Below are 21,805 nucleotides of genomic sequence, written 5' to 3' on the forward strand. Positions count from 1 at the left end.
GCGCTCGCACGGCCCGGTCGGCCCGACCGGTGCGGTTTTTCAGTGACTAAGCGAACAGGTGAATTTCCGATGGCGGACCAGCAGAAGCTCCTCGACTACCTCAAGCGGGTGACCGCCGACCTCCACGAGACGCGCCAGCGGCTGCGCGAAGCCGAGGCGGAGGAGCCCGAGCCCGTCGCCATCGTCGGCATGAGCTGCCGCTACCCCGGCGCCGTACGCGGCCCCGAGGACCTGTGGCGGCTCGTCGCCGACGGACGCGACGCGCTCTCCGCCTTCCCCGCCGACCGCGGCTGGGACGTCGACGCGCTGGGCGGCCGCACCGAGGGTGGGGCGGACGGCCAGGACGGTCCCGAGCGCGGCGGCGGCTTCGTCTACGACGCGGGCGACTTCGACGCCGCCTTCTTCGGCATCTCACCGCGCGAGGCCATGGCCATGGACCCGCAGCAGCGGCTCCTCCTTGAGTCCGTGTGGGAGACCTTCGAGCGCGCCGGGATCCCCCCGGCCTCGCTGCGCGGCAGCCGCACCGGAGTGTTCGTCGGCGCCACCGCCCAGGGCTACGGCCCCGCCCTCATGGCGTCGCCGGACCACGTCGACGGCTACCTCCTCACCGGCGACGTCTCCAGCGTCATCTCCGGCCGCGTGTCGTACGTCTTCGGCCTCGAAGGCCCGGCGGTCACGGTCGACACCGCCTGCTCGTCGTCCCTTGTCGCCCTGCACCTGGCCGCGCAGGCGCTGCGCCAGGGCGAGTGCGACCTCGCCGTGGCCGGCGGCGTCGCCGTGATGGTGACGTCCGGCGCGTTCGCGGAGTTCAGCCGCCAGGGCGGCCTCGCCTCCGACGGCCGCTGCAAGCCCTTCGCCGAGGCCGCCGACGGCACCGGCTGGGGCGAGGGCGTCGGCGTCCTCGCCCTGGAGCGCCTCTCCGACGCCCGCCGCAACGGCCACGAGATCCTGGCCGTCGTACGTGGCTCCGCCGTCAACCAGGACGGCGCCAGCAACGGCCTCACCGCGCCCAACGGCCCGTCCCAGCAGCGCGTCATCCGCCAGGCCCTCGCCGCCGCCCGCCTCGCCACCGACGACGTAGACGCCGTCGAGGGCCACGGCACCGGAACGGTCCTCGGCGACCCCATCGAGGCCCAGGCCCTCCTCGCCACCTACGGCAAGGACCGCCCCGCCGACCGGCCGCTGCTGCTCGGCTCGGTGAAGTCCAACATCGGCCACACCCAGGCCGCTTCGGGTGTCGCGGGCGTCATCAAGATGGTCATGGCGATGCGGCACGGCGTCCTGCCCGAGAACCTCCACACCGACCGCCCGAGCACGCACGTCGACTGGTCGGCGGGGGCCGTCGAGCTCCTGACCGAGGCCCGTGCCTGGCCGGAGGCCGCACGCCCGCGCCGCGCGGGTGTCTCGTCGTTCGGCGTCAGCGGCACGAACGCCCACGTGATCGTGGAGCAGGCCCCGGCGGCGGAACCTACTGTCTCCGCTAAAACGAGCGTTCTATCCACTGCGACACCATGGTTGGTGTCCGGCCGCAGCGCGGACGCCCTCCGGGCACAGGCCGACCGGCTGCGCGACCACGTCACGGCCGACGCCGCCCTCGACCCCGTCGACGTGGGCTGGACGCTCCTCTCGGGGCGGTCCCAGCTCGAACACCGGGCGGTGCTCTTCGGCCGCGAGCGGCCGGACTTCCTGTCCGGCCTCGCGACCGTGGCCGACGGCGGTGACGGTCCGGCCGTGGTGTCCGGATCGACGGTCGAGGGCCGCCTCGGGGTCGTCTTCACCGGCCAGGGCAGCCAACGCATCGGCATGGGACGGGAGTTGTACGAGACCTTCCCCGCCTTCGCGGACGCGCTGGACGAGGTCTGCGCGCACCTCGACGGGCTCCTCGACCGGCCCCTGAAGGACGTCATGTTCGGCGCGGACGCCGAACTCCTTGAGCAGACGGGCTACGCGCAGCCCGCGCTGTTCGCGATGGAGGTGGCCCTGTACCGCCTGGCCGAGTCCTTCGGGGTACGGCCGGAGATCGTGGGCGGGCACTCGATCGGCGAGCTGGCAGCCGCGTACGTAGCCGGGCTCTGGTCGTTGGAGGACGCGGCCCAACTGGTCGCCGCGCGCGGCCGGTTGATGCAGTCGCTGCCCGAGGGCGGCGCGATGCTCGCCGTGCAGGCAGCCGAGGCTGACGTCCTCCCGCTGCTGGAGGGCATGTCCGACCGGGTGGGTGTGGCGGCCGTCAACGGCCCCGCCCAGGTGGTGCTCTCCGGTGACCGCGAGATTCTGGAAGGCCTTGAGGAGAAGCTCCGCGGCGAGGGCCGCAAGGTGCGCCGGCTGAAGGTCTCGCACGCCTTCCACTCCCCGCTCATGGACCCGGTCCTCGACGACTTCCGCAAGGTCGCCGAGAACCTCACCTACCAGGACACCGCCCTGCCGGTCGTGTCGAACCTGACCGGGCGCCTCGCCACCGCCGACGAGCTGAAGGATCCCGACTACTGGGTCCGCCACATCCGCGAGGCCGTCCGCTTCCACGACGGCCTCGGCGCCCTCACCGACTTCGGTGTGTCGACCCTCCTCGAGCTGGGCCCCGACTCCGTCCTGACGGCCATGGCCCACGACACCCTCACCGACCCGGTCACGCAGGCGGGCCTGATCTCCGCCCTGCGCAAGGACCGCCCGGAAACCGACACCTTCCTCACCGCCCTCGCCAAGGCTCACGTGCGCGGCGTCGACGTCGACTGGACACCGCTGTACGCCCCGGCCGAGTCCCGCGCCCGCGTCGACCTGCCCACGTACGCCTTCCAGCACCAGCGCTACTGGCCGCGCCCCGGCACCGGCGGCACCGGCGACGTCCACGCCACCGGCCTGAACCCGGCGGAGCACCCGCTGTTCGGCGCCGCCGTCGCGCTCGCCGACATGGACGGCTACCTCTTCACCGGCCGGCTCTCACTCGCGTCCCACCCGTGGCTCGCGGGCCACGCCCTGGGCGGCACGGTCCTCCTTCCGGCCACGGCCTTCGTCGAACTCGCCCTGCACGCCGGGCACCGCGTCGGCTGCGCCCACCTGGAGGAGCTGACGCTCCAGGCGCCCCTGGTGCTGCCCGAGCGCGGCGCCGTACAGATGCAGCTCGCCGTCGGCGCCGCCGACACCTTCGGCCGCCGCCCGGTGAACCTCTACTCCCGCCCGCAAGACACCTCCTCCGAGGACCTGTGGTCCGACGAGCCCTGGCAGCGCCACGCCACGGGCACCCTCGCCCCCGCCCCGGCCGCCCGTCCCGCCGACGCCGACCTCACCCAGTGGCCCCCGGCCGACGCCGAACGCGCCGAGACCGACGCGCTGTACGACAGCCTCGCCGCCGCCGGATTCAGCTACGGCCCGGCGTTCCAAGGGCTGCGGTCGGTCTGGCGGCGCGGCGACGAACTCTTCGCGGAGGTCGCGCTGCCCGACGAGGAGCGCGCCGACGCCGCCGAGTACGGCCTGCACCCGGCGCTCCTCGACGCCGCCCTGCACCCGCTCGGCCTCGGCACCTTCGTGTCCGACACCGAGCAGGGCCGCATGCCGTTCTCCTGGACCGGCGTGAGCCTGCACGCGACCGGCGCCTCCGAACTGCGCGTCCGCCTCACCGCCGCCGGAAGCGACGGCGTCTCCCTGTCCATCGCCGACGCCTCCGGCGCACCGGTCGCCGCCGTCGACTCCCTCGTCCTGCGGCCCATCGCCGCACCGGACACGGACGCCGGGCAGAGCGTTCGCCATGACTCGCTGTTCCGCGTGGACTGGAACGTGGTGCCCGCGCCTGGCTCCGTGTCGGCCGGTGCCTATGCCGTCCTGGGTACGGACGAGTTGGGGCTGCGCGCCGCGCTGGAAGGCACCGGTGCGACGGTGGCGGCGTACGCCGACGTGGCCGAGCTGGCCGCGGCGGTCGACGGCGGCGCCACTGTCCCGGAGTCCGTGTTCGTGACCTGCTGTGCTGAGGCGCGTGACGGGGACGCGGCCGAGTCCGTGCGTGCTTCTCTGTACGACACCTTGCGCATCGTGGGGGAGTGGCTGGCCTTCGACGGCGGCGACGGCTCACGTCTGGTGGTGGTGACGTCGGGTGCCGTGGGTGTGGGCTCCGGTGATGTCGTGTCGGCGGCCGGACTGGTGGATGCCCCGGTGTGGGGTCTGGTGCGGTCGGCGCAGTCGGAGAACCCGGGGCGGCTCGCCCTGGTCGACGTCGACGGCTCGGCGGCTGCTCTGGGGCAGTTGCCCGGGGCGCTCGAACTGGACGAGCCGCAGGTGGCGGTGCGCGGGGACGTGGTGTGGGCGCCGCGACTCGTGCGCGCCGGTGGTGGCGTGCTCGCGGTCCCGGCGGGCGACACCTGGCAGTTGGGGGTCACGGGCCGGGGCACGCTGGAGAATCTGGCGCTGCTGCCCGTGTCCGACGACGCCGAGGTGTCCGGCGGCAGGCCGCTGGGTGCGGGCGAGGTACGGGTCGAGGTGCGCGCCGCAGGCGTCAACTTCCGTGACCCGCTGATCGCGTTGGGGATGTACCCCGGCGACGCCGTCATGGGCACCGAGGGCGCCGGTGTCGTCGTCGAGGTCGGCGCCGAGGTGACCGACCTGGCCGTCGGCGACCGGGTCCTCGGTCTGCTGGAGGCCGCGTTCGGGCCGCTCGCGGTGGCGGACGCGCGGATGGTGGCGCGGATGCCGGAGGGCTGGTCGTTCGCGCAGGCCGCGTCGGTGCCGACGGTGTTCCTGACGGCGTATTACGCGCTGCGGGATCTGGCGGGCCTGGAAGCGGGCGAGTCGATTCTGGTGCACGCGGCTGCCGGTGGTGTGGGCATGGCCGCGGTGCAGTTGGCGCGGCATTTCGGTGCGGAGGTGTACGGGACCGCGAGCGCCGGGAAGTGGGACGTACTGCGGGAGTTGGGGGTCGAGGAGGCGCGTATCGCGTCGTCCCGCACCCTGGACTTCGAGGCGTCGGTCCTTGAGACGACCGAGGGCCGGGGCGTCGACGTCGTACTGAACTCCCTGGCACGGGAGTACGTGGACGCCTCGCTGCGGCTGCTGCCGCGCGGCGGACGTTTCGTGGAGATGGGCAAGACCGACCTCCGCGACCCGGACACCATCGCTGAGGAGCACACCGGAGTCACCTACCGCAGCTTCGACTTGATCGACGCCGGACGTGACCGTATCCGGGAGATGCTGGCGGAGGTGCTGTCCCTGTTCGATCAGGGTGTGCTGGAGCCGTTGCCGGTGAAGGCGTGGGATGTGCGCAGGGCTCCGGAGGCGTTCCGGTATCTGAGCCAGGCCCGTCATGTGGGCAAGGTGGTGCTGACGCTGCTGCCGCGCTTCGACGGGCAGGGGACTGTTCTCGTCACGGGTGCGCTGGGTGGGCTGGGGCGTGTTGTTGCCCGGCACCTGGCGGGGCATCACGGTGTACGTGATCTGCTGCTGGTCTCGCGCCGGGGTGAGGTAACCCCCGGTGCGGGTGAAGTCCGCGCCGAGCTGGAGGAGTTGGGCGCCCGCGTCACCATCGCGGCTTGTGACGTCGCTGACCGTGCGGCACTCGAAGCCCTCCTGGAAGGCGTACGCGGGGAGCTCACCGCCGTCGTACATGTCGCGGGCGTGGTCGATGACGGCGTGGTCACCGCGCTGACGCCCGAGCGTCTGGACACGGTGCTGCGCCCGAAGGTGGACGCGGCGGTGAACCTGCACGAGTTGACGGCCGACCTGGACCTGTCGGCGTTCGTGCTGTTCTCCTCCGCGGCCGGTGTGCTTGGCAGCGCGGGCCAGGCCAACTACGCGGCCGCCAACGCCTTCCTGGACGCCCTGGCGCAGCACCGCCGTGCCCAGGGCCTCGCGGCGACCTCCCTCGCGTGGGGTCTGTGGGCGGACCAGGGCGGCATGGCCGGAGCCCTGGATGAGGGCGACATCGACCGCATGAACCGTGCCGGAGTAGCCGCCCTGTCCGCCGACGAAGGCCTCGCCCTGCTGGACGCCTCCCTCGCCCAGCCCGACGGCGCCCTCGTCCCCATGAAGCTGGAGACGGACACTCTCCGGCAGCAGTTCGGCGCCGACGTACCCCCGCTGTTCCGCAGCCTCATCCGCACCCAGGTCCGCAAGGCCGCCGCCGCGCAAGCGGGCGGCGCCCCGGCGGCCGACGGACAGGAATCCCTGGCCGAGCGCCTGGCCGGGCTCGGCGCCGAGGAGCGCGAACAGTTCCTCGTCGACCTCGTACGCGGCAACGTCGCCGCCGTACTCGGCTACCCGTCGCCCGAATCCGTCGACGCCGCCAAGGCGTTCAAGGAGCTGGGCTTCGACTCCCTCACCTCCGTCGAACTCCGCAACCGGCTCGGCGCCGCCACCGCGCTGCGCCTCCCCGCCGGCCTCGTCTTCGACTACCCCACACCCGTCGCCCTCGCGGGCCACCTGCGGACGGAACTCCTCGGCTCGCTCCCGGAGACCACCGCCCCCGCCGCCGCGCGGACCACCGCCGACCCGGCGGCCGGGCAGGACGACCCCATCGCCGTCGTCGCGATGAGCTGCCGCTACCCCGGCGGCGTACGTTCGCCCGAGGACCTGTGGCGCATGGTGTTCGCCGGTGAGGACGGCCTCACCGGGTTCCCCGAGAACCGGGGCTGGGACGTCACCGCCCCCGCGGGCTTCGAAGGTGGCGACGCGGACGGCGACGAGGGACTGACGTACGTCACCACCGGCGCCTTCCTCCACGACGCCGACGCGTTCGACCCCGAGTTCTTCGGCATCAACCCGCGCGAGGCCCTCGCCATGGACCCGCAGCAGCGGCTCCTCCTGGAGACATCCTGGGAGGCGTTCGAGCGGGCGGGCATCGTGCCGTCGACGCTGCGCGCCAGCGAGACCGGCGTCTTCGTCGGCCTGTCGACCCAGGGCTACTCGACCACCCTCAACGGCGCCGAAGGCGTCGAGGGCTACGTCATGACAGGTGACGCGGCGAGCGTCGCCTCCGGCCGCCTCTCGTACTCCTTCGGCTTCGAAGGCCCCGCCGTCACCGTCGACACCGCCTGCTCCTCCTCGCTCGTCGCGCTGCACCTCGCCGTGCAGGCGCTGCGGCAGGGCGAGTGCACGATGGCGCTCGCGGGCGGCGCGGCGGTCATGCCGACCCCCACCTCCTTCGCCGAGTTCAGCCGTCAGCGGGGCCTCGCCCCCGACGGCCGCTGCAAGTCGTTCGCCGCGTCGGCGGACGGCACCGGCTGGGGCGAGGGCGTCGGCATGCTCGTCCTTGAGCGGCTGTCCGACGCGCGCCGCAACGGCCACCAGGTCCTCGCCGTCGTACGCGGTTCCGCGATCAACCAGGACGGCGCGAGCAACGGCCTCACCGCGCCGAACGGTCCCTCCCAGCAGCGCGTCATCCGCGCCGCCCTCGCCAACGCCCGCCTCACGCCCGCCGACGTCGACGCCGTCGAGGCACACGGCACCGGCACCACCCTCGGCGACCCGATCGAGGCCCAGGCCCTCATCGCCACGTACGGCAAGGACCACACGGACGACCGGCCGCTGTGGCTCGGTTCGCTGAAGTCCAACATCGCCCACACCCAGGCCGCCGCCGGTGTCGGCGGCATCATCAAGACCGTCATGGCGATGCGCCACGGCATCCTGCCGAAGACGCTGTACGTGGACGCCCCGACCCCCGAGGTCGACTGGACCGGCGGGGGAGTGGAGCTCCTTACCGAGGCCCGTGACTGGCCGGGACGTGCGGATGGCGCCCCGCGCCGGGCAGGCGTCTCGTCCTTCGGCATCAGCGGGACCAACGCGCACGTCATCCTGGAGCAGGCGCCGGGCGAAGAGCCCGAGTCCGACGAGCCCGCCGGGGATGTCGCACCGGCTCAGGTGCTGGCGGGTGTCGTGCCGCTGGCCCTCTCCGGGAAGACCCCGGAGGCGCTGCGCGGTCAGGCGGACCGGCTGCGGGACCACCTCGCGGCACACCCGGACCTCGAACTGGGCCATCTGGCTTGGTCGTTGGCGGTTTCGCGGTCGCGGTTCGAGCACCGGGGTGTGGTGCTCGGCGCGGATCGGGACGAGCTCCTTGCCGGGCTTGAGTCGCTGGCCCGGGACGACGACGCGAACGCGCAGAACGTGGTGACCGGACGTGCCCAGAGCGGTACGGTCCGCCCGGTGTTCGTGTTCCCCGGGCAGGGTTCGCAGTGGGCGGGCATGGCTCGCAAACTCCTCGCGTCCAGCCCGGTGTTCGCCGAGCGCATGCAGGAGTGCGCGGACGCGCTCGCCGAGTTCGTGGACTGGGACCTCGTCGAGGAGCTGAGCGGCGACCGGTTCGACGAGGTGGACGTGGTCCAGCCCGTCCTGTTCGCCGTGATGGTGTCGCTGGCGGCGGCGTGGCAGGCGGCGGGCGTGCAGCCGTCGGCCGTGGTCGGCCACAGCCAGGGCGAGATCGCCGCCGCGTGCGTCGCGGGCGTCCTGACCCTGCGCGACGCGGCGCGCGTCGTCGCCCTGCGCAGCCAGGCCATCAGGGAGTTGTCCGGTCAGGGCGGCATGGTCTCCCTCGTCCTGCCGCAGGACGAGACCGAGGCGCTCCTGGAGGCGTGGTCCGGCCGCATCGAGATCGCCGCCGTCAACGGCCCCTCCCAAGTGGTCGTCTCCGGCGACCCCGAGGCGCTGGAGGAACTGGTCGCGCAGTGCACGGCCCGGGACATCCGTGCCCGGACCATCCCGGTGGACTACGCCTCGCATTCCTCGTACGTGGAGCAGATCGAGCGGCAGATCGGCGCGGCGCTCGACGGGGTCGCCCCGCAGGCCGCCGACGTCCCGCTGTACTCGACGCTCACGGGCAACTGGCTGGACGCCGACACCCCCATGGACGCCGGGTATTGGTACCGCAACCTGCGCCACACCGTCCGCTTCGAGCACGCCACGCGCGGACTGCTCGCCGAAGGGCACGCGCTGTTCCTGGAGATGAGCCCGCACCCGGTCCTCACCGTCCCGGTGCAGGAGACCGTCGACGCCACGCCGCACGCGAGCGCCGTCGCCCTCGGCTCCCTGCGCCGCGACGCAGGCGGCCCGGACCGGCTCGCCGCGTCCTTCGCCGAGGCCCACGTCCACGGCGCCGAACTCGACTGGCAGGCGCTCTTCCCCGGCGCCCGCACCACCGTCGAGCTGCCCACGTACGCCTTCCAGCGGCAGCGCTACTGGCCCGAGCCCGCCGCCCCCGGAACGGGCGACGTCACCGCCGTCGGCATCGAGTCGGCCGGACACCCGCTGCTCGGCGCCTGCGTGGAACTCGCCGACGCCGACCAGTACGTGCTCACCGGCCGTCTCACCCGCCGCACCCACGGCTGGCTCGCCGACCACGCGGTGGGCGACACCGTGCTGCTGCCCGGTACCGCGTACGTCGAGATGGCCCTGCGCGCCGGCGACGAGGTCGGCTGCGACCTCGTCGACGAACTGACCCTGCACGCGCCGCTCGTCGTCGCCGAGGACGACACCGTCGTCCTCCAGGTGTGGGTCGGCGCGCCCGACGCGGGCGGGCGGCGCCCGCTCACCGTGTCCTCGCGGACCCAGGGCGCCACCGACGCCCTCTGGACGCGGCACGCCACCGGCACCCTCGGCGCCCACGCGTACACGTCTGCTGACGACGACGGCGCACTGGCCGTGTGGCCGCCCGAGGGCGCCGAAGCCGTGGACACCGAAGGGTTCTACGACCGCCTTGCCGAAGGCGGGCTCGCCTACGGCCCCGCGTTCCAGGGGCTGCGCGCCGCCTGGCGCGACCCCGCGGGCGACGCCGTCTACGCCGAGGTGCACCTGCCCGAGAGCGAACACCAGGACGCCCGCGCGTTCGGCGTGCACCCGGCGCTCCTCGACGCCGCCCTGCACGCCGTGGCCCTCGCGCCCTTCGCGGAGGCCGACGGGGTGCGGCTGCCCTTCGCCTGGAGCGGGGTCACCCTGACCGCGCAGGGCGCGACCGTCCTGCGGGTCCGCGTGCGGCCCGCCGGCACCGGCGGCGTGGAGCTGCTGTTCGCTGACGACACCGGCGCGACGGTCGCCCGCGCCGACTCCCTGGAGCTGCGCCCGGTCGCCCCCGGCGACCTGCGGACCGCCTCCGACGGCGGCCACCGGGACGCGCTGTTCCGCGTCGAGTGGACGCCGGTGACGGCGGGCGCGGCCGAGGTGGCGGGCGCGAACTGGGCGACAGTCGGGCCAGACCCGCTGGATGTGGGGGCCGAACTCGCCCTGTCCGGCGCCGAGTTGGCGACGTACGCCGATGCCGACGCCCTGTACACGGCCCTCGACGCCGGAGCCGACGCCCCGGACACGGTGCTCGTCACCTTCGCGCACGCAGGCACAGGTGCCGACGGAAGCGGGCGCGGCGCAGAATCCGAAGCCACCGCCGAGCAGGCCCGCGCCGCCCTGGCCCAAGCCCTGGGCCTGCTCCAGGCCTGGCAGTCCGACGCACGTCTCGCCGCCACCCGCCTGGTCCTCCTGACGCGCGGCGCGATGGCCGCCACCGACGGCGACGCCCCCGACCTCGCCCACGCCCCGCTGTGGGGCCTGGCCCGCTCGGCCCAGTCCGAGCAGGCGGGCGGACCGGACGGCGCCGGGTGCGTGCTGTTCGACGTGGACCACGCGGAGGGGCCGTTCGCGGTCACCGCGCTGGTCGCCGGACTGGCCCTGGACGAGCCGCAGTTGGCGGTACGTGGAGGAAAGCTCCTCGCACCCCGACTCGTGCCCGCAACCGTCCCGTCCACTGTTCCGGCCGCCCCTCCGGCCACCGACCAGGACACCGACACCACCCTCACCCCCAACCCCGAAGGCACCACCCTCATCACCGGCGCCACCGGCACCCTCGGTGCCCTCGTCGCCCGCCACCTGGCGGCCGAGCACGGCGCCCGGCACCTCCTCCTCACCAGTCGCCGGGGCCCGGCCGCCCCGGGTGCCGCCGAGCTCGTCGCCGAACTGGCGGCGCTCGGCGCCGAGGCCCGCGTCGTCGCCTGCGACGCGGCGGACCGCGAGGAGCTGGCCGCGGCCCTCGCCACGGTCCCGGCGGCGCACCCGCTGACCGCCGTCGTACACACCGCCGGAGTCCTGGACGACGCACTCGTCGCGTCCCTGACGCCCGAGCGCGTGGACGCGGTGCTGCGGCCGAAGCTGGACGCTGCCCTGAACCTCGCCGAGCTGACGGCCGGGCACGACCTGGCGGAGTTCGTCCTGTTCTCCTCGGCCGCCGCCACCTTCGGCAGCCCCGGACAGGGCAACTACGCGGCGGCCAACGCCTTCCTCGACGCCTTCGCGCACCACCTGCGCGCACGGGGCGTACCGGCGACGGCGCTCGCCTGGGGCCTGTGGGCCGAGAGCAGCGAGATGACCGGCCACCTCGACGAGGCCCGCCGCACCCGGATCTCACGCGGCGGCGTCCTGCCGCTGTCCTCGGCGGAGGGCATCGCCCTCTTCGACACGGCCCGCTCCTCGGGTGCCCCGCTGCTGCTGCCCGTACGGCTCGACACGGCGGCGCTGCGCGCGGGCGCACGGCAGGGGGAGGCCGTGCCGCCGCTGCTGCGGCGCCTGGTGCGGGTCTCCGCCCGGCGGGCCGCCGTCGGCGCCGCGGCCTCGGAGGCGGAGGCGTTCGCGCGCCGCCTGGCGGCCGCGTCCGGCGCCGAGCGCGCGGACCTGCTCCTCGCGCTGGTCCGGGACCAGGCGGCGGCCGTTCTCGGCCTCGCCTCCGCCGACCGGGTCGAGGACGAACGCGGGTTCCTGGAGCTCGGCTTCGACTCCCTCACCGGCGTCGAACTGCGCAACCGCCTCATGGCCGCCACCGGCCTGCGTCTCCCGGCGACCCTCGTCTTCCAGAACCCCACCCCGAGGTCCCTTGCCGACCGGATCGCCACCGACCTGGACCAGGCCGCACCGGCGGCCGTCCGGGACAAGGCGTCGGCGCGCGAGCGGACCGCGGCGGCCGGACAGCCGGAGCGCACCCGCAAGGCCGGGGCGACGCGGACGGGAGACCAGCAGCCGACGCGCCCGCAGCAGTCCGAAGCCACACACCTGGAACCGGGCACGGCCACCACCGCCACACCCCCGGCCCCCGACCCCCGCCCCGCCACCGGCCTCGCCGAGCTGTACGACGAGGCCGCGCGCCAGGGCCGCGCCGACGACCTGATCCCGCTCCTGCGGACCATGGCGCAGTTCCGCGCCTCCTTCACCGGCGAGGCCGAACTGGGCGCACCGCGCGCCCCGTTCACGCTGGCCCGGGGCGACGACCCGGTCGGTGTGGTGCTGTTCACGTCGTTCGTGGGCCGTTCCAGCGCGTACGACTACGCTCGGTTCGGCGCGTACTTCCGCGACCGGCGCGATGTCAGCGTCATCACCCACCCCGGCTTCCTGGAGGGCGAGTTGCTGCCCGCCGACAAGGAGGCGCTGGTGCGGCTGCACGCGGACACCGTGCAGCGGAGCACCGGCGGCAAGCCGTTCGTACTCGCAGGCCACTCCTCCGGCGGGCTCGTCGCGCACGCCGTGGCGCGGGAGCTGGAGAGCCGCGGCGCCGCGCCCGCGGGTGTGGTGCTCGTGGACACGTACGTGGAGGAGAAGGCGCTCGGCGACATGGCCGCAGCGATGGGGCAGCAGCTCAGCGACCGCTACGACTCGGTGCCCGGGGCCGAGAACGGCGACGACGACAACGACTGGGGCGACGCCTGGGTGACTGCCATGGCCCGCTACATGTTCCTCGGCCTGCTGCCCGACGCCATCGAGGCGCCGACCCTCCTGGTCCGGGCGGGCGAGCCGCTCGTGGAGTGGACCAAGGAGTACGACTGGCGGCCGTCCTGGAAGCTGGAGCACACCGCGGTGGACGTACCCGGAACGCACTTCACGGTGATGGAGGAGCACTCGCACACCACAGCGCGGGCCGTGGAGGAGTGGCTGGACAAGCTCTGAGAACCGGGGCGCGACCGGCCGGCGAGCGGCCCGTCGCGCCCCGGAGCCCGACGGCCGCACAGCACGACGGCCCCGTCCCCACATGTGTGGGGGCGGGGCCGTCCGCGTGAGGCGACGCTGATGAAAGCGTCAGGAAGGGCAAGCCGATGAAGCGTCAGGACAAGTGCCCGTAGTCCTTCCAGATGTCCGACCACGGCTTCGTCCGGCCGTCGAGGACCCACACGGGAACGCCGTCGACGAAGCTCTCGCCGGGGCCGCCCGCGGCCGTCGCCGCCTTCTTCACCGACGAGAAGTACGGCTTCAGCTTCGCGACGTCCGAGCCCACGTACAGGACGGGTCCCGAGGAGTCGGAGGGCGCGCCGAAGTACCAGTAGCCGCGGTGGCCGCTGTAGGCGGGCGGCAGGTCCCGGTCGGGGCCGAAGTGGTCGACGGCGCCCGCCTCCTGGTAGTACTGCGTGACCACCACGGCACGCTTGCGCTCGGCGGCGGGCAGCGACCGGTTCGCCTTGTCGACGGCGTCGATCAGCTTCGGCCAGCGCAGGGTCTCTGCGGTCATCGGGTTGTTCTCGGGCTGCTCGGTCTTGGTGACCTGCGACACCGGATACACCGGCAGCGAGAGCGCCACCGCCACCAGCGCCGTCAGCGCGACGACCGGCCACGCGGCCAGCCACCGCCACCAGCGGGCACCGCCCCCGCGCGCCAGCTCCACCGCGCCCGCGGCCCACAGCGGCGCGAAGGCGCCCACGACGTACGCGGGCCGGCCGCCGGTGACCAGGAACACGGCCGTCAGACCGAGGAACGTCCAGGCCAGGAACCGGTAGGGCGCGAGCTGCGGCGAGCGCAGCAGCCGCACCAGGCCGTAGACCAGGACGACGGTGAAGACGCCGCCGGACAGCACGATCAGATACGGCAGGAAGCCCGCCCGGCCGCCGAGGATGCCCTCGTCGGCGAGGACGGAGGACATCTCCAGCTGCGGCCAGTCGTGCCGCGCCTGCCAGACGAGGCCCGGCAGCGAGGTGACCAGGGCGACGGCCGCGCCGATCCACAGCGCCTTGCGGCGCAGCAGCTCACGCGGCCCGGCGACGAACAGGCACACGGCGAGCACGGCCCAGAAGCCGACGATCAGATACTTGCCCTGCAGCGCCAGAGCCGTGGCAAGCCCCGCGAACAGCAGCAGCCGGTCCTCGCGGGTGCGCACCCAGCGCACCAGGAGCCAGTTCACCAGCGTCCACAGGAACAGGTCGACGGCCATCGTGGACAGCGCATGCCCGCTGATCAGGACGGCGGGCGCGAAGCCGTAGGCGGCGGCCGTGAGGAGCTGCGCGCGGCGCTCCCCGCCGAACTCGCGGGCGATGAGCGCGGCGACGAGCACTCCCGCCACCGTGAGCAGCACGGGCAGCAGCCGCAGCGCGAACAGCGAGCCGCCCGTCACCGCGTCGATGCCGTGGGCGAGCAGCGGAAGCAGCACCGGCTGGTCCGCGTACCCCCAGCTCAAGTGCTTCCCGGCGCCCAGGAAGTAGAGCTCGTCGCCCTGGAATCCGTACCGCGTGCTGACCAGGAGCAGTGCGAGGCCGGACGCGCCCGCGACCGCGCCGACCCAGCGCCCGGCGAAGGACGGTGGCGCGGAGCCGTCCGGCGGCTGTGCGGCTGCGGTGCCGGAGCTTTCCGGCGGCTTCGTGGAATCCTCCGGTGGCCGCGCTCCTTCCGTTGATTGAGGGTTTTCCTCCTGTTGGACTGCCGTCGCTCCCAGGCTTTCCTTATTCTGTTCCTGATCCGGTACTTGACCGGGTTCCGTACGAACTCCCACCGGGGCCTCCGCGGCTTATGCGGTACAGGGCGTAAACACCGTCGAAGGTAGCGCTTGGCACAGCCCGTCAGCTCGCCCCTGAAAGCGGCAAGTTGACTGCTCAGGGGGTGCTAGGGGGAAGATAGGGGTTCTGCTGCCCAGGCAGTCTCCCTAGCTTCTACCGTAGGTCCTCGGCGACTTGGCCGAGCCCGACTTCCGGGGGCGGGAGAAATGCTCGACCTTAACGTCCTTATCGTGCCCGAAGATTCTCAGAACTGGGAAAGGGGGCGGCTTTGATGACACCTAACATATTCACGGGGGATTCGGCACGTACCTTCGCCGAATTCGAGCAGGACACCTTGCGGGTCGCGATGGTCCTGCGCGCGGATGGCATCGGCCCGGGTGACCGGGTGCTGCTCAAGGCCGGCAACTCGGCGGCCTGGCTGAACGCGTTCTTCGCGCTGATGCACGTCGGCGCCTCCATCGTGCTCGTCGACCAGCAGGAGCACGCGCGCGAGACCGCGCGGATCGTCGAGCGCACCCGCGCCAAGCTGTGCCTGTACGACGACGACGCCCCCGTGCCTGCCGAGACCCGCGACGCCGTCCACCTGTACAAGCTGCTCGTCGAGGCGTCCGGCCTCGTACCCACCGAGCCGGCCCTCGACTTCGACGCCTGGTGCGCGCTGCCCGACGGCCTGATCATGTGGTCCTCCGGCTCCACCGGCACCCCCAAGGGCGTCGTGAAGAACGGCGGCCGCTTCCTGGAGAACCTGCGGCGCAACGCCGACCACATGGGCCACGGCCCCGGTGACGTCCTGCTGCCGCTGCTGCCCTTCGCCCACCAGTACGGCCTGTCCATGGTCCTCATCGCCTGGCTCGCCGAGTGCTCCCTGATCGTCGCGCCGCACCGGCGGCTCGACCGGTCGCTGCTCATGGGCGGCCAGTGCGGCGTGACCGTCATCGACGCGACCCCGGCCACCTACCGCAGCATGCTCAACCTCGCCCGGAGCAAGGCCGACGTGCGCGCGGCCCTGGGCGACGTACGCATGTTCTGCAGCGGCGCGGCCCCGCTCGACCCGGCCCTCTCCGACGCGTACGTCGAGTCCTTCGGCAAGCCGCTGCTCGACAGCTACGGCAGCACCGAGCTCGGCAACATCGCCTTCGCCACCATCGACAACCCGGTCGCCTGCGGCCGGGTCATGAAGGGCCTGGAGCTGACGGTCCAGGACGACGACGGCAACGTCCTCGCGGCGGGGGAGATGGGCGAACTCGTCGTCGACACCCCCGACATGATGGCCGGATACCTCGCCGAGGACGGCACCCTGGCCCCCGTCGAGCAGGGCTGGTACCGCACCGGCGACCTCGGTCACGTCGACGCGGACGGCAACCTCTTCGTGGCCGGGCGCAAGCTCGCCGTGCACCGCATGGGATACACGCTCTACCCGGAGATCATCGAGCGGAGGGCTGCCGTGGCGGGCTGTGCCGTCAAGGTGGTGGCCCTGCCCGACGACGCCCGCGGCTGCGAACTCGTCTTCTTCGTCGAGGACCCGTCGGGACGGGACGCCGCCGAGTGGCGCGCCCGCATCAAGGACGCCCTGCCCTCGTACGAGCACCCCAACCGGGTCGTCGTCATCGACAGCTTCCCCCTCAACCGCAACGGCAAGCCCGACCGGCGCGCCCTGGAACAGCGGGCGGCCGAACGGGCCACGGCGGAACTCGCCGCCTCCGCCTGAGACCCCCCGGGTGCGGCCCCGTTCGCGTACGACTGCCCCCTGCGCGAACGGCCGGCCGCTCCCGGGAGACCGGCGCACCAGCCACGTACCACCAGAACCACCCGACGGACCAGACAGAGCGGACATGATGACGACCGACCAGGCACGCAGCGCCGTGGTGTTTCCGGGCATGGGGCCCTCGCGCTTCACCGACGTGGGCAAGTTCATGATGATCGACCCCTTCGTGCGCAAGCGCCTCGCCGCCGCCGACGACGCCCTCGGCCGTTCGGTCCTGGACGAATTCCGCACCGCGGGAACGGACTTCGGTGCGTTCGCCCAGGTCGCCTTCTTCATCAACTCGGTGGCCCTGGCCGACCGGGCCGTCGAGACCCAGGGCCTCGCCCCCGACGTCTGCGTCGGCTTCAGCTTCGGCCAGAAGGCCGCGACCGCGTTCAGCGGTGCCCTGCCGTTCGCCGAGGCCGTCCGCTTCACCCATGAACTCGCCCTGTGCGAACAGCGGTTCTTCGAGGAGCAGCACCAGGACCTGGTGACGCTCACCATCACCCGGGTCCCCGAGGCGGCTCTCGACGAAGTACTCGGCGAGCTGGCCGAGCGCGGTGAGTTCCACGAGGTCTCCGGCCACCTCGACGAGGGCATGCACATGGTCACGATGCGCGAGCAGGTCCTGGAGTCCTTCCAGCGCCGCATCAGCGCGGTCGGCGGCTACTCGCTGTACTCGATGAAGCCGCCCGCGCACTGCCGCGTCCTCACCGGCCTGCGGGCCCGCGTCGAGGAGGAGGTCCTCGCCAAGTTCGACGTCGCCGACCCCGAACTGCCCCTGGTCGCCGACCACGACGGCGCCCTGATCACCCGCGCCGACCAACTGCGCACCCTGCTCCTCGACACCTTCGACCACCCGGTCCGCTGGCACCCGGTCGTGGACACCCTGCGCGGCATGGGCGTGCGCACGGTCCATGTCACCGGACCCGACCGGCTCATCCACCGCCTCGACGTCACCACCCGCGCCTTCGACGTGGTGGCACTGGGACCGGAGCAGGCCCTCCGGCCCGCCAGGACCACCTCTCGCAAGGAGCAGTGATGGCCACGCTCATGGACAGCAAGTCGGCCGGCTTCAAGTTCAGCGCCAAGCTCGGCGCGACCCGCGCGATCCTGCGCGCCTTCGGCGTCTTCGGCGACCCCTTCACGCGCCTGCTCCAGGGGCAGGAGGACCCGTACCCGCTGTACGCGAAGGTCCGCCAGCGCGGCCCCATCCACCGCAGCCACCTCGGCGCCTGGGTCACCGGCAGCCACGAGCTCGGCAGCCGCATCCTGCGGGACCGCTCGCTGTTCCTCAACCGTGAGCAGGGCGGCGTGCCCGGCCACGAGATGATGGAGGAGATCCCCTGGAACAGCTCCATCCTCGGCCTCGACCCGCCCGACCACACCCGCCTGCGCCGCCTCGCGCAGCCCGCCTTCGGCCCCCGGATGATCAGCAAGTACCGGGTCCAGGTGGAGAAGCTCTGCCACGGCCTGCTCGACGAGCTGTCCGCCCGCGACGGCTTCGACCTCATCGAGGACTTCGCCGGACCGCTGCCCCTGCTCGTGATCGGTGAACTCCTCGGCGTGCCCGAGGAGTACCACGAGCGGTTCATCCACGCCGGACGCAAGGTCGGCCCCGTCATCGACGGCGTCAAGTCCCTGAAGATGGCGCGCGAGTTCCGCGGCGCCGTCGACGACCTCGACCAGGTCTTCACCGAGCTCATCGCGATGCGCGCCAACGACCCCGGCGACGACCTCATCAGCCGCCTCACGGTCGCCAACGGCGAGGGCAAGCTCAGCACCGAGGAACTGCTCGCCTTCTGCACGGTCCTCGCGGTCACCGGCTTCGAGACCACCACCAACCTCATCGGCAACGCCGTCCTCGCCATGACCGGCGACCGCGCCCAGTGGGACCTGCTGCGCGACGACCCGGACCTCGCGCCGCGCGCCGTCGAGGAGACCCTGCGCTACGACTCGCCCGCCCTGCAGGCCCAGCGCGTCCCGCACGAGGACATCGCGCTCGCAGGACACCACATCCGCGCCGACAGCTCCGTGGTCGTCCTGATCGGCGCGGCCAACCGCGACCCCGAGGCGTACGAGGACCCCGACCGCTTCGACCTGACCCGCGAGAACCCGGCCGAGCACCTGTCGTTCTCCGGCGGCATCCACTACTGCATCGGCGCCCCGCTGGCCCGCATGGAGGGCGAGACCGCGCTGCGCGTCCTCGCCGAACGGCTGCCCGACCTGCGGGTCGCAGGTCCCGTGCGGCGCCGCAGCTCGCCGGTGATCAGCGGCTGTACGCGGCTGCCCGTGACCGGCACCCCCGCGTGACCGAAGCCCGCCACCGCTATCCCCAGCACCACCGGCGGGGCGCGCGCCCGTCGCGTACGAACCCGCGTATCCGAGGAGAGAGATGAGCGAGACACCCGAGTCCGAGGCCTGGCGGCGGGAGGTCGACCGCTCCACCTTCCCCCGGCGCGACCCCGGCCCCATCGACCTGCGCCGTTACTACTCCCAGCCGGCCTACTCGGGCGTGCCCACCTTCATGGGCGTCCCCCTCGCGCTGAACCAGGAGGACCTGCGGGCGGGCGGCGTCGACGTGGCCGTGGTGGGCTGCCCCGTGGACGTCTCCAGCGGGCACCGCGGCGCCGCCTACGGGCCGCGCGCCATCCGCGCCGACGAGCGCTACCTGTACGCCACGCCCGAGGGCTTCGTGCACTCCGCGACCCGCGTCAACCCGTTCAACGTCCTGAAGGTCGTCGACTACGGCGACGCGGCCGTGGACCCCTTCGACATCACCCGGTCCATGGAGCCCATCCGCGGCCTGGTCCGCGAGATCGCCGAGGTCGGGGCGCGCCCCGTCGTCCTCGGCGGCGACCACTCGCTGCTGTGGCCGAGCGTCGGCGCGCTGTCGGAGGTCCACGGACGCGGCTCCATCGCCGTCATCCACTTCGACGCGCACCCCGACTGCCACGAGGAGCTGTTCGGGCACCGCGCCACCCACACCACGCCGATCCGCCGCCTCATCGACGAGGAGATGGTGCCGGGTCCGAACATCATCCAGGTCGGCATCCGCACCATCTCAGGCCCCGACGACCAGCTGTTCAACTGGATGCGCCGGGCCGGCATGCGCTCGCACTTCATGGCCGAGATCGAGCGCGTCGGCTTCGCCGCCGTCATCGACAAGGTCATCGAGGAGGCCCGCGCGGTCGCCGACCACGTCTACCTCTCCCTGGACATCGACGTCCTCGACCCCGCGTTCGCGCCCGGCACCGGAACGCCCGAGCCCGCCGGGCTCAACACCCGCGAACTGTTCATGGCCCTGCGCCGCATCGCGCACGAGACCGACCTGATCGGCATGGACGTCGTCGAGGTCGCCCCGCACCTGGACGCGGGCTACTCCACCGCCATGAACGCCCGCAGGGCCGTCTTCGAGGCACTGACCGGTCTCGCCCTGAACCGGATCAAGATCTCCAGCAAGAACTACGCGAACCCGATCGTGGCCGGCGAAGTCCGCTTCCCGCTCAAGTAACCCCCGCGCACCGCGCGCTCACGACGAAGGCGGGCCCCCGGCCCGCCTTCGTCGTGTCCCTACGTACCGACGTACCAACACCCCGACGACCATGGATGGAACCCCGTCATGACGACAGCAGCCGACCTGTGGCTCCGCAGCTACCACCCCACGCCCGACGCCGCCGCCCGCCTCGTCTGCTTCCCGCACGCGGGCGGTTCGGCCAGCTTCTACTTCCCCGTCTCGGCCGCCCTCAGCCAGGTCGCGGACGTGGTCGCCGTGCAGTACCCGGGCCGGCAGGACCGCCACACCGAGAAGGGCATCGAGACGATCGCCGAGATGGCGGACCGCATCGCCGACGTGCTGCGCCCGGACACCTCGCTGCCGCTGACCTTCTTCGGACACAGCATGGGCGCCGTGCTCGCCTTCGAGGTGGCCCGCCGCCTGGAGCGGACCGGCCGGGCCCCGGCGCACGTCTTCGCCTCCGGCCGCCGCGCGCCCTCCAGCCACCGCCCCGAGAACGTCCACCAGCGTGACGACGACGGCGTCATCGCCGAGATGCGCAAGCTCAGCGGCACCGACCCGCGGATCCTCGGCGACGACGAGGTGCTGCGCATGGTGCTGCCCGCCATCCGCAGCGACTACACCGCCATCGAGAACTACCGCGCCGAACCCGGCGCGCAGATCGGCAGCCCCATCACCGTCCTGGTCGGCGACGACGACCCGCGCACGACCCTCGACGAGGCGCGCGCCTGGGAGCCGCACACCCTGGGCACCTTCGACATGAAGGTCTTCCCCGGCGGCCACTTCTACCTGACCGACAACGCCCCGGACGTCATCGCGATCCTCAAGGCGCACTTCACCTCGTAGATCCCGCGCAGTCCGCGGATCTTGCGGATCTTGCGGGCATGAAAAAACCCGGTGGCCGGTTACGGGGGAGAACCGGCCACCGGGAATCTGTGTCCCCTGCGGCAGCAGGGGAGGCAAAAACACCCGGGGGAGGGAGATTTTGTTGTGTGGTTGTGTACGACTGTCGTGCTAGTTGTGTACGGCCTTACGGGAACGTGAACTCGCACAGAACGCGAGGATGACGAGACCCACTACGCCGATCGCCAGGCTCACCCACGAGGGCGCGTCATCGCCCAGCAATGCCGTGACACCGAATTTTGTGTCCCAAATGCGCTCGGTCAGGAATGAACCGAATCCCTGAACCGCCAGGACGATGCCGACCCACAGCATGTCGCTCCTCAAAATTTCTGTTCGGGTGAGCAGTCTTGTGCTTCCCGCTCTGCCAACAAGAACTATTCAACCGGTGGGCGTCCGGGGCCGGGCAGAGGGAAACGTAGGTACCACTACCGACGAAAGTAGTGACCGAGAACGGCGTTCCCCCTCTCGTGGGCCTGGTGCGCCGCGCGACGCGGCGACACGACCGCGGCGGCCCGGACCCCGCACGGACCTCGCGAAAGCCGCTAAGAGGGCGTTAAAGTCCCAGGTCAGACGCGGGATTACGGTCTGGCCCCGCAACGCATTAAGCTCTCAACGACCCACTGAGCGCGAAGCCGACATGTACGGGGGTGGGCTTGTCGTGCAGCCAGCCAGGACGGCCGGAGAACAGCGGCCCGAGGAGTCCCAGGAGACGCCCGCCCAGTCCTCCGCCCAGGCCACCGGCCAACCCTCGCAACGCTCGGGCAAACGGTCCCGCAAGCGCCCCTCGCTGCGCCCCACCTCCTCCGACATCGTTCTCCTCACCGTCCTGATCGCGCTGAACGTCGTCGTGGCCGTCTGGAACGAGACCCACCACGAGGGCCATCCGCGGTTTGGGCCGTGGGCGGGGTTGGGGTTGCAGGTGGTTGTGGTGGTGGTGTTGGT

General features: G+C 72.6%; 9 protein-coding genes. 7 read left to right on the top strand and 2 right to left on the bottom strand.

The annotated features are described in order from the left end of the window. Positions 1-69: 69 nt before the first annotated feature. Positions 70-12,888 (top strand): type I polyketide synthase, encoded by a 12,819-nt coding sequence (locus tag IEY91_RS05895; protein ID WP_189173116.1) that lies wholly within the window; start codon positions 70-72, stop codon positions 12,886-12,888. Positions 12,889-13,042: 154 nt separating this feature from the next. On the opposite strand, the gene IEY91_RS05900 is transcribed toward IEY91_RS05895, so the two are convergent. Next, a complete protein-coding gene (locus tag IEY91_RS05900) occupies positions 13,043-14,695 on the bottom strand; it encodes an ArnT family glycosyltransferase (protein ID WP_229696729.1) in 1,653 nt (550 codons plus the stop codon). 275 nt (positions 14,696-14,970) lie between these two features. On the opposite strand from IEY91_RS05900, the gene IEY91_RS05905 reads away from it, so the two are divergent. The 5 genes from IEY91_RS05905 (at position 14,971) to IEY91_RS05925 (ending at position 20,806) form a co-directional block, all read left to right on the top strand. After that, positions 14,971-16,407 (top strand): class I adenylate-forming enzyme family protein, encoded by a 1,437-nt coding sequence (locus IEY91_RS05905; RefSeq protein WP_189173117.1) that lies wholly within the window; start codon positions 14,971-14,973, stop codon positions 16,405-16,407. Between the two features lie 124 nt (positions 16,408-16,531). Next, positions 16,532-17,485, top strand: a complete 954-nt coding sequence (locus IEY91_RS05910) for an ACP S-malonyltransferase (protein WP_189173118.1) — start codon at positions 16,532-16,534, stop codon at positions 17,483-17,485. After that, positions 17,485-18,756, top strand: coding sequence for a cytochrome P450 (locus tag IEY91_RS05915; RefSeq protein ID WP_189173119.1), 1,272 nt, complete (start codon positions 17,485-17,487; stop codon positions 18,754-18,756). Before IEY91_RS05910 ends, IEY91_RS05915 begins: the two co-directional genes overlap by 1 nt. A gap of 82 nt (positions 18,757-18,838) precedes the next feature. Continuing rightward, positions 18,839-19,957: an agmatinase family protein gene (locus IEY91_RS05920; RefSeq protein ID WP_164318049.1), complete on the top strand. Its 1,119-nt coding sequence runs from the start codon at positions 18,839-18,841 to the stop codon at positions 19,955-19,957. Positions 19,958-20,065: 108 nt separating this feature from the next. Next, positions 20,066-20,806, top strand: coding sequence for a thioesterase II family protein (locus IEY91_RS05925; protein WP_164318047.1), 741 nt, complete (start codon positions 20,066-20,068; stop codon positions 20,804-20,806). A 168-nt stretch (positions 20,807-20,974) separates the two neighbouring features. Here IEY91_RS05925 and IEY91_RS05930 read toward each other — a convergent pair whose 3' ends face one another. Beyond that, positions 20,975-21,175 carry a hypothetical protein gene (locus tag IEY91_RS05930; protein WP_164318046.1) on the bottom strand — a complete coding sequence of 67 codons (201 nt, stop codon included), beginning with the start codon at positions 21,173-21,175 and terminating at the stop codon, positions 20,975-20,977. A gap of 346 nt (positions 21,176-21,521) precedes the next feature. Here IEY91_RS05930 and IEY91_RS05935 point away from each other — a divergent pair. Then, positions 21,522-21,805 (top strand): hypothetical protein (locus tag IEY91_RS05935; protein ID WP_189173120.1); only part of this gene is annotated, 284 nt, incomplete at its 3' end.

The organism is Streptomyces lasiicapitis (genome assembly GCF_014646335.1).
GTDB classification, from domain to species: Bacteria; Actinomycetota; Actinomycetes; order Streptomycetales; family Streptomycetaceae; genus Streptomyces; species Streptomyces lasiicapitis.